The 14,282-nt window shown below is 64.1% G+C and carries 14 protein-coding genes; 7 read left to right on the top strand and 7 right to left on the bottom strand.

Annotation, left to right across the window (positions count from 1 at the left end; translation table 11 throughout):
- Positions 1–9 precede the first annotated feature (9 nt).
- Entirely contained in the window at positions 10–1,410 is a 1,401-nt protein-coding gene (locus tag ABFX29_RS14545; protein ID WP_152228620.1) for an MFS transporter, read from the bottom strand.
- A gap of 246 nt (positions 1,411–1,656) precedes the next feature.
- On the bottom strand, positions 1,657–3,060 hold the full coding sequence (locus tag ABFX29_RS14540; protein WP_152228621.1) for an NAD(P)H-quinone dehydrogenase: 1,404 nt from the start codon (positions 3,058–3,060) through the stop codon (positions 1,657–1,659).
- Between the two features lie 94 nt (positions 3,061–3,154).
- Here ABFX29_RS14540 and ABFX29_RS14535 point away from each other — a divergent pair, with 94 nt between their 5' ends.
- Both ABFX29_RS14535 and ABFX29_RS14530 read left to right on the top strand, forming a co-directional pair.
- Positions 3,155–3,958 carry a purine-nucleoside phosphorylase gene (locus tag ABFX29_RS14535; protein WP_152228622.1) on the top strand — a complete coding sequence of 268 codons (804 nt, stop codon included), beginning with the start codon at positions 3,155–3,157 and terminating at the stop codon, positions 3,956–3,958.
- A gap of 24 nt (positions 3,959–3,982) precedes the next feature.
- Positions 3,983–5,743 carry a phospho-sugar mutase gene (locus tag ABFX29_RS14530; RefSeq protein WP_152228623.1) on the top strand — a complete coding sequence of 587 codons (1,761 nt, stop codon included), beginning with the start codon at positions 3,983–3,985 and terminating at the stop codon, positions 5,741–5,743.
- A gap of 26 nt (positions 5,744–5,769) precedes the next feature.
- On the opposite strand, the gene ABFX29_RS14525 is transcribed toward ABFX29_RS14530, so the two are convergent.
- From ABFX29_RS14525 to ABFX29_RS14520, 3 genes are all read right to left on the bottom strand, one after another.
- Entirely contained in the window at positions 5,770–7,332 is a 1,563-nt protein-coding gene (locus ABFX29_RS14525; RefSeq protein WP_152228624.1) for a putative bifunctional diguanylate cyclase/phosphodiesterase, read from the bottom strand.
- Complete coding sequence (locus tag ABFX29_RS16660; RefSeq protein WP_487046982.1) at positions 7,332–7,751, bottom strand: DUF7793 family protein; 420 nt, start codon at positions 7,749–7,751, stop codon at positions 7,332–7,334. Before ABFX29_RS16660 ends, ABFX29_RS14525 begins: the two co-directional genes overlap by 1 nt.
- Before the next feature lie 201 nt (positions 7,752–7,952).
- Positions 7,953–8,987, bottom strand: a complete 1,035-nt coding sequence (locus ABFX29_RS14520) for a hypothetical protein (RefSeq protein WP_152228625.1) — start codon at positions 8,985–8,987, stop codon at positions 7,953–7,955.
- Positions 8,988–9,214: 227 nt separating this feature from the next.
- On the opposite strand from ABFX29_RS14520, the gene ABFX29_RS14515 reads away from it, so the two are divergent.
- The 4 genes from ABFX29_RS14515 (at position 9,215) to ABFX29_RS14500 (ending at position 10,776) form a co-directional block, all read left to right on the top strand.
- Complete coding sequence (locus tag ABFX29_RS14515) at positions 9,215–9,355, top strand: hypothetical protein (protein ID WP_170287772.1); 141 nt, start codon at positions 9,215–9,217, stop codon at positions 9,353–9,355.
- A gap of 105 nt (positions 9,356–9,460) precedes the next feature.
- Entirely contained in the window at positions 9,461–10,168 is a 708-nt protein-coding gene (deoC, locus tag ABFX29_RS14510) for a deoxyribose-phosphate aldolase (protein ID WP_152228626.1), read from the top strand.
- Positions 10,169–10,209: 41 nt separating this feature from the next.
- Positions 10,210–10,461, top strand: a complete 252-nt coding sequence (locus ABFX29_RS14505; protein ID WP_152228627.1) for a hypothetical protein — start codon at positions 10,210–10,212, stop codon at positions 10,459–10,461.
- A 174-nt stretch (positions 10,462–10,635) separates the two neighbouring features.
- Positions 10,636–10,776, top strand: a complete 141-nt coding sequence (locus ABFX29_RS14500; protein WP_170287773.1) for a hypothetical protein — start codon at positions 10,636–10,638, stop codon at positions 10,774–10,776.
- A gap of 29 nt (positions 10,777–10,805) precedes the next feature.
- On the opposite strand, the gene ABFX29_RS14495 is transcribed toward ABFX29_RS14500, so the two are convergent.
- Both ABFX29_RS14495 and ABFX29_RS14490 read right to left on the bottom strand, forming a co-directional pair.
- The gene (locus ABFX29_RS14495; protein ID WP_152228628.1) at positions 10,806–11,807 is read right to left on the bottom strand and encodes an SIS domain-containing protein; all 1,002 of its coding nucleotides are present in this window, start codon (positions 11,805–11,807) and stop codon (positions 10,806–10,808) included.
- A complete protein-coding gene (locus tag ABFX29_RS14490) occupies positions 11,786–13,021 on the bottom strand; it encodes a hypothetical protein (protein WP_152228629.1) in 1,236 nt (411 codons plus the stop codon). The genes ABFX29_RS14495 and ABFX29_RS14490 overlap by 22 nt, the downstream gene beginning before the upstream one ends.
- A 163-nt stretch (positions 13,022–13,184) precedes the next feature.
- Between ABFX29_RS14490 and ABFX29_RS14485 the strand changes: the two genes are divergently transcribed.
- Positions 13,185–14,276 (top strand): polyamine ABC transporter substrate-binding protein, encoded by a 1,092-nt coding sequence (locus ABFX29_RS14485; protein ID WP_211372399.1) that lies wholly within the window; start codon positions 13,185–13,187, stop codon positions 14,274–14,276.
- The last annotated feature ends 6 nt before the right edge of the window (positions 14,277–14,282 follow it).

The following is a 14,282-nucleotide window of genomic DNA, read 5'->3' as shown; positions in this document are numbered from 1 at the left end:
GTTAGAGAACTAGCTGGAGTGGTTTACGTAGTCCACGTCCTTGGTTTCGCGGGTAACCCACAGCGCGATGAACGTGAGGACGGCCATCGAGGAGAGGTAGACGCCCACCAGCCACGGGCTGCCGTCAGCGGCCTGCCACAGGGCCACGGCAATGAACGGGGCAACAGCCGCGCCCAGGATCGAGGAAACGTTGTAGGCGATCGCTGAGCCGGTGTACCGGACGTTGGTCGGGAACAGCTCAGGCAGTACGGCACCCATCGGCCCGAAGGTGAGGCCCATCAGCGTGAAGCCGATGATCAGCAGTGCCATGGTGCCTACGAAGCCGCCGCCGAACAGCGGGTCGAAGGCGAAGCCGAAGGCGAAGATCGCAGCGGTAACCCAGAGCAGGGTCTTGCGGCGGCCGTGCTTCTCGGCCAGCGGACCGGCCACCATCGTGAAGATACCGAAGAACACGACGCCGACGATCAGCATGATCAGGAAGTCGTTCCGGGCGTAGCCCAGGCCTGCGGCAAACGAATCGGGGTCGAAGGCCTTGCCTGCAGCTTCAGCCTTGGCGGCGGCTTCTTCCTCCGTCTTGGCAGCGGTGCCGTAGGAGAGGGTGAAGGTGGTCATCAGGTAGAAGAGCACGTAGGTGGCCAGCATGATGAACGTACCTGCGATCATCGGGCGCCAGGAGAACTTGAAGGCAGCAGCCAGCGGCAGTTTGCTCACTTCGCCGGAGTCAACAACCTTCTGGAAGGCCGGGGTTTCAACCAGCTTCAGGCGGACGTACAGGCCAATGATGACCATGACGGCGCTGGCCAGGAACGGAATGCGCCAGCCCCAGGACATGAACTGGTCTTCGGCCAGGTTGAAGCTGAGGATCAGGAACAGGCCGTTGGCCAGGATGAACCCGATCGGAGCACCCAGCTGCGGGAACGTGCCGTAGATGGCGCGCTTGTTCGCCGGCGCGTTCTCGGTGGCCAGCAGGGCGGCACCGGACCATTCGCCGCCAAGGGCCAGGCCCTGTGCGAAGCGCATGACCACCAGCAGGGCGGGAGCCCAGAAGGTCCATCCGTCCATGTTCGCGGTGGGCAGGCAGCCGATCAGGAACGTTGCAATACCCATGGTGAGCAGTGACGCCACCAGGGTGCCCTTGCGGCCCACCTTGTCGCCGAAGTGGCCAAAGACGATGGATCCAAGCGGCCGGGCGATGAATGCCACGCCAAACACGGCAAAGGAGCTCAGCAGTGCGGTAACGCCCTCTGCATTCGGGAAGAAGAGGATCGGGAAGACCAGGACTGCGGCCGTCGCGTAGACGTAGAAGTCGTAGAACTCGATGGAGGTTCCGACCAGCGACGCTACGATCACGCGACCGCGTGAGTTTGCGGGTGCCTTTTCGGCTTCGGCACTTGGTGTGTTTGTTGACATGGCAAGTCTTTCGGGTGCGGTTGGAAAGTACGATTATCGTAGAACCCCGCGTCCGCCATTCGGACATCGGTCCACAATGTGGACGTAACGTTGGACAAACCCTGATTTTCCGCGCAAAAAAGCCCGCCTCCGGAACACTGAATCGCCGGGACGCGGGCGTTCCATCCCATCGAGATAACAGAAACTGCCCGTATCAAGGCTGATACGGGCAGTTTCTGCTAGCTCGTTTTGCGGGGCTGGGAACCGCTAGATGTGCACGTGCAGCCGGCGTGCGGCTTCGGAAATGGAACCGGTCAGCGACGGGTAGACCGTGAAGGTGTTGGCAACGTCGTCCACGTGCAGCTTCTGGGTCACGGCCAGGGCGATCGGGAAGATCAGCTCCGAGGCACGGGGACCGACGACGACGCCGCCGATCACCGTTCCCGAGCCCTTGCGCGCAATGATCTTAACGAAGCCTTCCTTGACGTCCATCATCTTCGCCCGCGCGTTCGTGTGCAGCGAGAGCTTGATGACGTCGCCCTGGTAGCGGCCGGCGTCGACGTCGGCTTCCGAGACGCCCACAGAGGCAATCTCCGGGGAGGTGAAGATGTTCGAGGCCACGTGCTTGAGCTTCAGCGGCTTCACGCTGTCCCCCATCAGGTGCGCAATGGCAATGCGGCCCTGCATGGCGGCCACCGAGGCCAGGTTGAACACGCCCGTGCAGTCACCGGCGGCGTAGACGTTCGGAGCGGTGGTGCGGGAAACGCCGTCGACCTTGATCTGCCCGTGGTCGTCCAGGGCGATCCCCGCCTCTTCCAGGCCGATGTTCTGGGTATTGGGGATCGCGCCGACGGCGACGAGGCAGTGCGAGCCCTCCACGGTGCGTCCGTCGGAGAGGGTGACCAGCACGCCGTCGCCGGTGTTCTTCACTGAATCGGCGCGGGAGCGGGACAGCACGGTCATGCCGCGGGCTTGGAACACGTCTTCCAGCACACGGGCGGCGTCGGCGTCCTCTCCGGGAAGCACCCGGTCCCGGCTGGAGATGAGCGTGACCCGGGATCCCAGGCCGTTGTAGGCCGAGGCGAACTCCGCTCCGGTAACGCCGGAGCCGATCACAATGAGGTGCTCGGGAACTTCGGTGAGGTTGTAGATCTGCTTCCAGGTGAAGATCCGCTCGCCGTCAGGCATGGAGGTTTCCAGCTCACGGGGATTGGCGCCGGTGGAAATCAGCAGCGCCTCGGCTTCCACGGTGCTGGTGGTGCCGTCGTCGGCAGTGACTTCGATGGTGTGGTTATCCAGGAGCCGTCCGTTGCCAAGCACCACGTTCACGCCCATGCGCTCGAGCGTGCGGCGGATGTCGTTGGACTGCTCGCGGGCCAGTGCCAGCAGGCGGTGGTTGACCATCTTCAGGTCCGCTGCCACCGGGCTGGCGTCGCCGAAGTCCACGCCGAGGTTGGAAGCAGAGCTGAACCGCGTCATCACGTCAGCGGTGGCAATGAGGGTTTTGGAAGGGACGACGTCGGTGAGGACGGCCGAGCCGCCCAGTCCGTTGCGCTCCACAATGGTGACGTCCGCCCCCAGCGAGGCTGCCACCATGGCGGCTTCATATCCACCGGGGCCGCCGCCGAGGATTGCGATTTTTCGGGCAGTGAAATCTAGTTGGCTCGTCACAACTGTCCATTCTGTCGCATCCGGGGATGCCGCTCAAACGGGGCCGGTCACGCGGGCAGGCGCAGCCCCGCCCAACACACGGTAAGTTGTACGGGTGAGCAACGACGAACCCTTTGAACTTGCCCGGCACGCCGCGGCGTACATTGCCGAGAAAACCGGCGTACCCAGCCATGACATCGCCCTGGTCCTGGGCAGCGGATGGGGTGAGGCAGCCGAACTGATCGGCGAAACCACCGCAACCATCCCGGCGTCGGAAATCCCCGGATTCTCCGCCCCCGCGGTGCAGGGCCATGTTGGAACCATCCGTTCCATCCTGACGCCCGGCGGAAAGCGCGCCCTGGTCCTGGGTGCACGCACGCACTACTACGAGGGCAAGGGCGTCCGCGCCGTGGTCCACGGAGTACGCACCGCGGCCGCTGCCGGCGCCAAGGTGATGGTGCTGACCAACGGCTGCGGCGGCCTGAACCTGGACTGGAAGCCCGGAACGCCGGTGCTGATCAGCGACCACCTGAACCTCACGGCAACCTCGCCGCTGGAAGGTGCCACGTTCGTGGACCTGACGGACCTCTACTCCCCTCGCCTGCGCGACCTGGCACGCACCATTGACCCGAGTCTCGCCGAGGGTGTGTACGCCCAGTTCCCCGGCCCGCACTACGAGACCCCTGCCGAGGTCCGCTACGCCAAGACCATCGGCGCCGACCTCGTTGGCATGTCCACCGCTTTGGAGGCCATTGCCGCCCGCCACGCCGGCATGGAGGTGTTCGGCATCAGCCTGGTCACCAACCTGGCCGCCGGCATCAGCCCGCAGCCGCTCAGCCATCAGGAAGTGCTGGAAGCCGGAGCCGAAGCAGGCCCGCGCATCTCCAGGCTGCTGGCCGGAATCATCGGCGCCCTCTAGCCAGACACCTATATAGGACACCCCATGAGCTTGACCTCGACTGAACGCGACGAACTGATTGCTGCGGCCCGCCTGTGGGCGGACACGGACCCCGACCACGCGACTGCCGCGCAGCTGCGGAAGCTGCTCTCGGACGCTGCTGCGGAAGGGGAAACGGCAGAGGCCGCCCTGGCCGACCTGGCTGACCGGTTCTCCGGCACGCTGGAGTTCGGTACCGCCGGCCTGCGTGCCGCCCTCGGTGCCGGACCCATGCGGATGAACCGTGCCGTCGTTCGCCGCACCGCAGCGGGCATCGCCTCGTTCCTGCAGGACAAGTCCGAGGGCTGGACCCCCAGCGCCGTGATCGGCTACGACGCCCGCCACAACTCCAAGGCTTTCGCCTTGGAGACTGCGGCGGTCTTCAGCGCGGCGGGAATCGAAGCATTCCTGCTCCCCTGCACGCTCCCGACGCCGGTGCTCGCCTACGCAGTGCGGGCGTTGGACACGGATGCCGGCGTGATGGTCACCGCCAGCCACAATCCGGCGCAGGACAACGGCTACAAGGTGTATCTGGGCGGCCGCACGGTCAAGGGTCCGGGCCGCGGGGCGCAGATCGTCCCGCCGTACGACGCCGAGATCGCCGCCCGCATTGATTACTCCGTGCCGCTGGACTCGATCGAGACAGCGCCGGAAGGCTGGACCGATGTGTCCGAGTCGATCGCCGCGGACTACATCAACGCTGTGGACGCACTGGTGTCCCGCGACGGTTATCCGTCCCGCGACCTGAAGATTGTCCTGACCCCGATGCACGGTGTGGGCGGGGAAACCATGACCGCTGTGCTGCGCGACGCCGGCTTCACTGCCGTGAAGCTCGTGGCGGCCCAGGCCCAGCCGGATCCGGACTTCCCCACGGTCGCCTTCCCCAACCCCGAGGAACCCGGCGCCCTCGACCTGGCCGTGGCCATGGCCGCGGAGACGGATGCTGACATTGTGCTGGCCAACGACCCCGACGCCGACCGCGCCGCCGTCGCAGCCAAGGACCCGGCCACCGGCGAATGGCGCATGCTGCGCGGTGATGAGACCGGTGCCCTGCTCGGCGCACACCTGGCTGCCCGGATCCGTTCCGGGCACCTGAAGCCACGGGTTAAGGCGGGGCACTCCCCCGTCTTCGCCAACTCCATCGTCTCCTCCCGCCTGCTGGCACGAATCGCTGCTTCCGCGGGATTCGCACATCAGGAGACCCTGACCGGCTTCAAGTGGATTTCCCGCGTGCCGGGGTTGGTGTACGGGTATGAGGAAGCACTGGGCTACTGCGTGGCTCCTGGCCTGGTGCGGGACAAGGACGGCATCTCCGCCGGGCTGCTCATCGCCGAACTTGCAGCCTCGCTCAAGGCATCGGGACGCACATTGTTCGACATGCTCGATGACCTCGCACTGGAGCACGGGCTGCATGCCTCTGACCAGCTTTCGGTCCGGGTCGCAGACCTGACGCTGATTCCGCAGATGATGACCCGGCTGCGTGAGCAGCCTCCTGTCTCCCTGGCGGGGTCCCCCGTGGTGTCCGCCGTCGACCTCTCGACCGGCTCCGCAGACCTGCCACCGACTGATGGGCTGCTCTATCTGACCCGGGACGACACCCGCATTATCGTCCGGCCCTCCGGCACGGAACCGAAGCTCAAGTGCTACCTGGAGGTCATTGAGCCGGCAGCCGGGCGTGAAGGACTTGCGGCAGCACGCGCTGCTGCGGCGGACCGGCTGGCAGCAGCGAAGGCGGATATCGCTGCGGCGCTGGGGCTGGACGCCTAGCTGCGCTCCGGCCCTGATGTCCGGGGCTAGTTCGCGGCGACCGGTGCCTGAACCAGCGGGAGCACCGTGTCCGCTGCCAGAATGGCCTGGATCTGTCCCGCGGCAAGGGGCCTGCTGAAGTAGTACCCCTGACCGTTTCGGCAGCCCAGCACCAGCAGGTCCGCCGCCTGGTCAAGGGTTTCGATCCCTTCGAAGACCGCTTCCATGCCGGCAGCACGGATCAGGCCGTGGACAGCATCCACGAACTGGCGCTGGCCGGGGTCCGCACTGATGTCCCTGATGAGGCTGCGGTCCACCTTCACGGTCTGGACGGGCAGCCGGCGCAGGTAGCTGATGGAGGAGTAACCGGTGCCGAAGTCGTCGATTTCAATACCCACACCGAGCGCATTCAGCGACTTCAGGGAGTACATCTCTACGTCTCCGCCGCTGACGAAGGCGCTCTCGGTAATCTCGATGATCAGCCGGGAGGCCTGTATCCCGGTCTCCCGGAGGTCCTGCCGGACATGGTCCACCAGGTCCAGCCGCTGCAGTTCCATCGCGGAGAGGTTTACCCGGACCTGGAAGTCCTCGTCCAGATCCAGCTGCTCTTCCCAGTGCGCCAGCTGCTCCAGCGCGGCGCGCAGGACCCAGCGGCCAAGGTCCAGGATGATGCCGGTTTCCTCGGCGATCGGAATGAAGTCGTCCGGCATAATGAGCCCGCGCTGCGGATGCTGCCAGCGGACCAGTGCCTCAACCCCGCGCATCCTGCCTGTGGCAAGTTCGACGACTGGCTGGTAGTCCAGGAAGAGTTCGTTGCGACCCAGGCCTTCGCGCAGTTCGGCAGCCATCTCCCGGCGAAGCTGCCGGGCGTAGAGCATCACCGGTTCGAACGCCTTGCTCTGCCCGCGGCCGGCCTCCTTGGCTGCGTACATGGCCGTGTCGGCACGCACCATGAGGTCCTCGGCCCGTTCACCTGCCAGCGCCGCGTGGACTCCGATGCTGGCACGAGGCCACACATCGATCTCCTCCACCCGGATGCATTCGCCCAGTGCCTCATGGATTCGGGCAGCCACACCCATGGCTGTGCTCAGCCCCGTTTCTGGAAGCAGGACCGCAAACTCATCTCCGCCCAGCCGGGCGACCGTGTCGCCGCGGCGGACTGCCCACCTGAGGCGGCGGGCAACTTCTACGAGGACCTGGTCCCCGGTCAGGTGGCCAAAACTGTCGTTGATGTCCTTGAAGGCGTCAAGGTCGATCATCAGGACCGACGGGCGTGCTCCCCCTGCCTCGGCGGCGAGCAGTTCTGCCTCGATCTCATGCATCAGGGCCGTCCGGTTCGCCGTGCCCGTCAGCGCATCGCTCATTGCCATCCGCTGCATCTGGCGGTGGGCTGCCTGCAGCTCGCGTGTGCGGGATTCGACCCGTTCCTCGAAGTCCTGGTAAACGGAGTTCAGCTCCTCGGCTAGAAGATTGATTCCGGTAATTACCGCGTCCACGTCATCGCGTTTGGGCGAGGTGCGGATCCTGGTGCTCAGGTCTCCGGCAGCAATTCGGACTATGCCGTCCACTACCTGCTGAAGCCTTGGGTCTCCGGCTTCAGGGTCCGTCATCAGGCTCTGCCCTTGAGCCAGTCCAGTGCCTGGGCAGCAGAGGAGAAGTACCGTGCAGGACAAGCCGGGAGGTCTCCACCAAGGAGGAAGTTTGCGATAACCCTATCCACCTGGCTGGTGCCCAGGACAGCCACAGACGAAACCGACCGAGCTGCCGCGAACACACTTCTGGCACCGCGTGTAATGGCTTCGACCCCCGTGACGTCAAGCAGCAACGGCCTCGGCCCTGTCTGAGCCAGAGGATTAAACTCTGCAGCGGCCGCTGCCGCCATAGGCCCGGTAATGACGCGGCCTGGGGGCAGCGTGACTCTTACGTAGCCAGTACAGTCAGTGACTTGCACCCGCTTGTCGTTCGAGATTTCGCTGCCATCGACCGGACCTTCTGCAGCTCCGCTCACGATCTCCTGTTTCACCGCCATGACGCCCCCAATGCAGTCATCGATGTTTCACGGCAACTGCTCGTGAACGGCGTGCACTTCTGTTGTAGCAATTCCCGAGACTGTTCCAATTTTCCCCCCAAAAAACTCCTGGCAGAGGGCCAATGCACTTTCCCACTGCCCGCTCCCCCAGTTCCGGTCATACTAGCCGATTCATGCACATGTATGCAGTCATCGGCGCGTTCAAAAATTCACTGATTTAATCGAGTCCGCGAGTTCCCTGGCCTGCTCTGCGCGCATCACGGCACCAACGTTTTCGAAAAGCTCCATGCCAGTAGTGGCCTGCTCGCGCGCCGCCTCGGTCTCCCCGGCTGCGGCGAGAATCCGGGCATACAGGATCCGGGCGTCGCCTTCGCTGAGGGGAGCCATAGCCTCCGCCCGCTCCATAATGCCGGACATTTTCAACTTCGCTTCAGGCAGTGACCCAGTCAGAAAACACCAGTGAGCGCGGATAACGTCGATGTCGAGCTCGTCCTGCGGTGTCCCCCCGCTAATTGACATCGCCATCTCGGCCCGCTCGATGCACTGGAGCGTAGCCGGCTCAACCAGATTCGCATTGAGCCTCATGAACGCCGATGCCTTATTGAAGATGGCCCACAGATTCAGGTCCCTGCTGGGCGAAAAGCATGTGGCTGCCTTGTCGTGGTACTCAGTAGCGTCCTTGCTCCGACCCAGGAGAAACGCCACGTTTCCGATAGACCAATAAGCCCTGCCTGCCCGGTCCGGTTCAGTGTTTGCATCAATAAGGCGGCAGAGATTCTCCGCCTCACGCCAGGCGTCGTCGAGATGCCCGCTCTCGGCCAAAACGGCGACGAGAACCTGCTGGGCCTCAAGCTTGCCTTTGCTTCCGTATCCAGTCTCCGGGAACTCCAGCGTGGCTTCCCGAGCCACCTCCAGTGCTTCCGGCAGCTGCCCAAGAGCCCTGAGTCCCGCTGACCGCAGCGCATTCGCCTTGGCAGCCAGCTCCGGATCGCGTGAGGTGAGCGGGTGCTCCGAGAGTGATTCTGCTGTCTCAACAAGATCACTAATATCACCCAGTTGCCGCTGGCATTTGGCAAGGAGATACATCATGCGCCACCAGCCGGCGTCATCACCGCGGGAACCCGCTTTTTCGGCGGCAGCCTTCGTGTGATTTATGACGGCTGAGTATTCGCGCTGCTCCCACAGCTGCCTCGCTTTGTACTCATGAAGTATGAAGTCATCTGTCGTCAAAGCCACGGCACTTTCTCGCTCCCGCCCATAGGCCCATTTCAGGACACCTTACGTTCCATTGTGCGCTCCGATCCCGTTTTGGTCTAAGCATTACGCAGTACGCGCGCGGCTTCGTTCAACCGCCCCCTGCCTGCCGTCCAAGAATTGAGCCCACTTGGAAAGATAAATAGGAAATTTGTTAGGTACGATATGCCAGTCAGCAAATGGGCTGGACACATAACCTAGGAGCACAAATGAAGAAGCTTGGCGTATCCGTTCTTCTGGCCGCCGCGATTGCAGCCGTTGGCGTGGCAGCACCCGCGAACGCAGCGCCGTCCTTCGGGAACGGCGGAGGCAGCACCGTTCAGCCGCTGATCGGCAACTGGCCGTACTAGGCCTCAGAAAAACCGGGCAGAGCTCATCGGAGCCCTGCCCGGTTTTTTGTGCCAGCTCTTCGCCCCCATATGGGAGACTGGAAGACCAGTTTGGAAAGGACCGCCATGCCCACGAACGCCGCGCCCGAAGAGACTCCGCAGACCGCTGACCTCGCCTCCTACATTGACCACACCCTGCTCAAGCCGGAGGCCTCCCGCGAGGACATCCTGCGGGTCTGTGAAGAGGCAGCCGAGTACGGTTTCAAGTCCGTCTGCGTCAACCCGCTCTGGGTCTCAACAGTGCATACCGCCCTGAAGGACTCCGGAGTGGACACCTGTTCCGTTATTGGCTTCCCCCTCGGAGCCACCACCACCGAGGTAAAGGTCTTCGAGGCCCAGGGCGCACTGCAGGACGGCGCAGACGAGATCGACATGGTCATCGACATTGCCGCAGCCCGGCGCGGAGACCGCGAAACCCTGGTCCGCGACATCGCCGCCGTTGCCGACGCCGTCCATGAAGCCGGCGCGATCCTGAAGGTGATCATTGAGACCTCCCTGCTCACCGATGAGCAGAAGATTCTGGCCTGCGAAGCTTCCGTGGACGCCGGTGCCGACTTCGTCAAGACGTCCACCGGATTCAACGGCGGCGGGGCTACCGTTGAGGACGTTGCCCTGATGCGCCGTACAGTCGGCCCTGACATGGGCGTGAAGGCTTCCGGCGGCGTTCGCAGCCGCGAAGATGCGCTGGCAATGATCGACGCCGGCGCCACACGAATTGGAGCTAGCTCCGGAATCGCTATTGTTAAGGGTGGTAACGGCGGGTCCGGTTACTGATCCGTCCGCCGCTGAAAACTTTTTGAAACGGAGAAACTCCCATGGCACGAACCAAGGCAAAGCAGCCCACCCACTCGGGCGAAGGACACCTGGTCTCGAACCTCGTCACGTTCATCGTCTTCTTCGGGCTCTTCCTTGCCTCGATTTACGCCCTGAACTGGCTGACCCTCGACGTCGTCTGGCCGATGGTGGCCTGCCTCGTCGTCGGCACGCTCGTTTACCTCATCCCCTTCATGATGGGACGCTCGGACACCACCGTTGAGCTGGCCGAAGGCAAGTCACACAACGAATAACCACCGGCGACAGCTGCTTCCTCGAAGCTCGTCACGAGATTACAGAAACTGCCCGTTAGACGCGTCTAACGGGCAGTTTCTGTAATCTCGGGGGAAAAGCCGGGTAAAACAGGGCAGGAAACAAGTAGTAAGTACTCTTAGCACTTAGCTTGGGGCGTTCTTAGAGTCGACCGCATGAGCACAACACTGACACGCAGGCAATGGCGCGCTGAGCGTATCCGCCAGCAGCGTTTCACCCGGTTCTCCTACTCGGCCATCGCAGCCCTGATGCTGTCGGCAGTCGTGGTCTTCGCGATCGCCGTCCAACAGACCTAGCCAGCCGGGGCCCGGCTGGCCCCCGACGGCTACAGGACAGGCTTGGCGGTAACCTGCGCGCTCCAGGAGAACTCCGGGTCCTTCGTGTACCAGTCCCAGGCGATCAGTTCCGGCACCATGGTCTCCACCAGGGCAGACACAAGCCATTGCTCCTGCCCTGGATAGGACACGGTCAGAGCCGCTTCGGGAACGCCTTCCCCGACGGCGACCACGGTCGCCCCGCGCGGCATCATCCAGTCCAGGGCCTGCTGGTCCCACCGCGAGCCGGTGAAGACCAGCGCCCGGTAGTCAAGCGTCTTGGACAGGTAGACATCCACGTGGGACCAGTCCCCCGTCTCACTGCCGTATGCCGGGCGGCGGGGCACTTCCCGGATCATCAGTGATCCCTGGGCCGCACTGGAGAACCGCTCGGCGGGCGCCAGCAGGAACGTGCCGTCGGGGCCCAGCAGCAACTCGGAGACCTGCGGCAGCCACTGGCCCGAGGTGTCCAGGACCGCCCTTGAGCCGGCCGCCGCACGCTGCGCCGTTTCCGCCAGCATCCCGTAAGAAGCACCGTAGCGTTCCAGCACCGCGGCTATGACCAGAAGGGAATGCCTGAAGTTCCGGCAGGAAATCCCGGAAACCTCCTCCCCTGCGTTCATTTCCACTGTGTAGTCAGCCATGGCCGCCAACGGAGACCCGGGCCTGTTGGTCACCGCAACCAGGCCGCCGGTGCCTCGGTAGCGTTCTGCCGCGGCCAGTACTTCCACACTGGTTCCGGTAGCGGACACCGCGATGACCAGCAGGTCGGGGGCCGGCGGCGGCAGCAGCGCCGTACTGGCCAGCTCCACCTGCACGTTCACGCCGTCCGCGCGGGCTTTCCGTGCTGCGGTGGCAGCAGCGTAGGCGCTGGATCCCATGCCCAGGATCAGGATCCGTCCGGCGTCGGGCAGGCCTGCCACGCCCGGGTATCCACCCTGAAGCAGCACTGCCATCCGGTCAAGATAATCCGGAACCAGCTGCAGGTCCTCTATAAAGCGGGCGGTGTCCACACGGGCTCCTTTGTCATGTCGTTTCCGGCTGCATCGCAGGCGGCGCCATCCCGCTCGAACCGGTAGGTGATGGCACCGTCCGCGGCATACAGCCAGCGGGGCAGAAAACGGTGGGCATAGATGAGTTCGCGGAGCAGCTGTTCGGCGGTCAGGCCGGGAAGCACCGCCTCATCCAGAAGCTGGGGGCACCCGGCGGCAGCCGCAGCGGAACGGTAGGCACTAACCAACTGCTTCTGTGCCTGGTCCGCCCAGCCATAGAGCTTCTCCAGTGACCCGGAGTCGGCGACCTGCAGCCGCTTGGCGGCCACTGAGGCCACCATGTCCAGGCTGGCGCCCAGATGCGCGACGTCGCGGGCGGCTGTGTCGGGACGGTCACGTTCGGCGTCCGGCAGCTGGGGGTCGCCGTCGAAATCCAGCAGCCAGTACTTATCTCCTGAGCGCAGCACCTGACCCACGTGCAGGTCACCGTGCAGGTCGAAGGCCGGGGCAGCGGTTTCGGGGATGGCGGCCAGCAGGGAGCGCAGGCCTTCGGCCCGGTTCGCGAGCCGTGTTCCGGCATCGCCTCCCGTAAGCGTCAGCGCAACGTCCAGCACGCCGTCGGTCCGCGCCCGCACCTCGGCGGCACCCGGGGCCGGCAGCGGACCAGCTCCAAACAGGGCCGCGTGCACCTCGGCCGTCAGGCGTCCCAGGGCGGTGGGGAAATCCGGCAGCGGCCCGCCGCGGAACCAGGCAGCGACGTCGTCCGCGGCCCAGGTCCAGCCGTCTTCCGCATCCGGAATGACGGCGCTGACCAGGGCCAGGGTGGTGCGTCCGCGCTCCGGATGTTCCCAGTCCAGGGATCCGAAGTAGCCCGGAACGGCATCGACGCCGGCTTCAGCGAGCCTGGCAAGCAGCCGGGCAGACCGGTCTGCTCCTCCCCAGCGGCGCACCAGCTTGATGATCTTGTCCCCGCCCACGACCACGGAGAGATTGGTCATGTCCACGGGCACGGCGCTTTCTTCGAGTCCTGGTCCGGCGGCCAGCCCGGTCCGCGCCGCGTGCAGCTCGCCGATGGTCACGCTCAGGGCGGCTGTGCTTCCTGCCAGGACCGCGTCCGTAAGATCCGCAGCCAGTCCCGACCCGGCTGACGCGGGGCTGCCCCGGGAGTCCAAAGCCGTCAGGACGCCGTCGGGCTCAAGCCGCAAACAGCCGTGTACGGCCCTCAGTTCATCCATGAAACCACCTTCACATTCCTTGCACGCTGATTCAAGGACCGTTTGTTAAATGCTTGTTACGGCTAAAAATAAGCGTTGTATTCCTTGAACTCTAATGCAAAGATCAATTTCACCACCCAGTCCGGGTGTGATCCACGACACAAGCGCAACAGTAGGAGCCATCGTGAGTTTCCAGCGCATTACACGGACTGCCGCCGTCACGGCAACAGCGGTCCTTGCCCTGTCAGCTTGCGGCGGAGGAAGCGGGTCTGCGGACCTGGACCCCGAAGCCGACATCAGCCAGCAGAAGCTCGTAGTCGGCATCTGGGCCGACTACTACCCCGAAGATCTGGCCGAGACCTTCGAAGCGGAGACGGGTGTACCCGTCCAGATCGTGCACCACGCCACCAACGAAGAGATCATGGCCAAGCTGACCGCCGGCGGCGACTCCGGAATCGACGTCGCATTTGTTTCGGGCCAGTACGCCCAGGCACTCAATGAGGGCGGGATGCTCCAGGAACTGGACCACTCCCTGATCCCCAACATTGAGAACCTCTACCCGGAGGCCATGGAAATGGCTTACGACGACGGCAACACCTTCTCCCTGCCGTACGCCTGGGGAACCACCGGGCTCTGCTACCGCTCGGACCTCCTGCCGGCGGAGCCTACGTCCTGGAAGGACCTGCTGGAGCCCTCCGCTGACGTGGCCGGGAAAACCACCATGCTCTCCACCGAGCGCTGGATGGCCCTGCCGGCGCTGAAGGCACTGGGCTACTCGGTGAACTCCGACAACCCGGATGAGCTGTCCAAAGTGAAGGAGCAGCTCACCGCCACCAAGCCCACCCTGCTGTCCTTCGATGACACCACGTTCTACTCCAAGCTCGTCACCGGTGAAGCTGTGCTGACCGAGGCCTGGGACGGCTGGTGCAACTACGGCATCACCGAGGATCCGAACATCAAGTTCACGGTTCCGGAAGAGGGCAGCGACCTGTGGGTGGACACCATGACCGTGCTGAAGTCCTCACAGAACAAGGAAGCAGCCATGGCGTTCCTGAACTACGTGCTGGAGCCGGAGGTCCACTCCTGGGCAGCTGAGAACATCCTCTACAAGGTGCCGAACAAGGCCGCCATGGAGGCACTGGACCCGGAACTGCTTGCCACCTACCCGAACCTGGCCATGACCCCTGCCGAGTTGGCGGAGCAGGAAGTGATTGTTGACCTCGGTGACTACAGCACCGAATACACACGCCTGGCCACGGAAATCTCCGCGAAGTAGCTCTCC

It is taken from the genome of Arthrobacter gandavensis (genome assembly GCF_039528575.1).
Taxonomy (GTDB): domain Bacteria; phylum Actinomycetota; class Actinomycetes; order Actinomycetales; family Micrococcaceae; genus Arthrobacter_B; species Arthrobacter_B citreus_B.
This window is presented reverse-complemented; position numbering and strand designations above follow the sequence as displayed.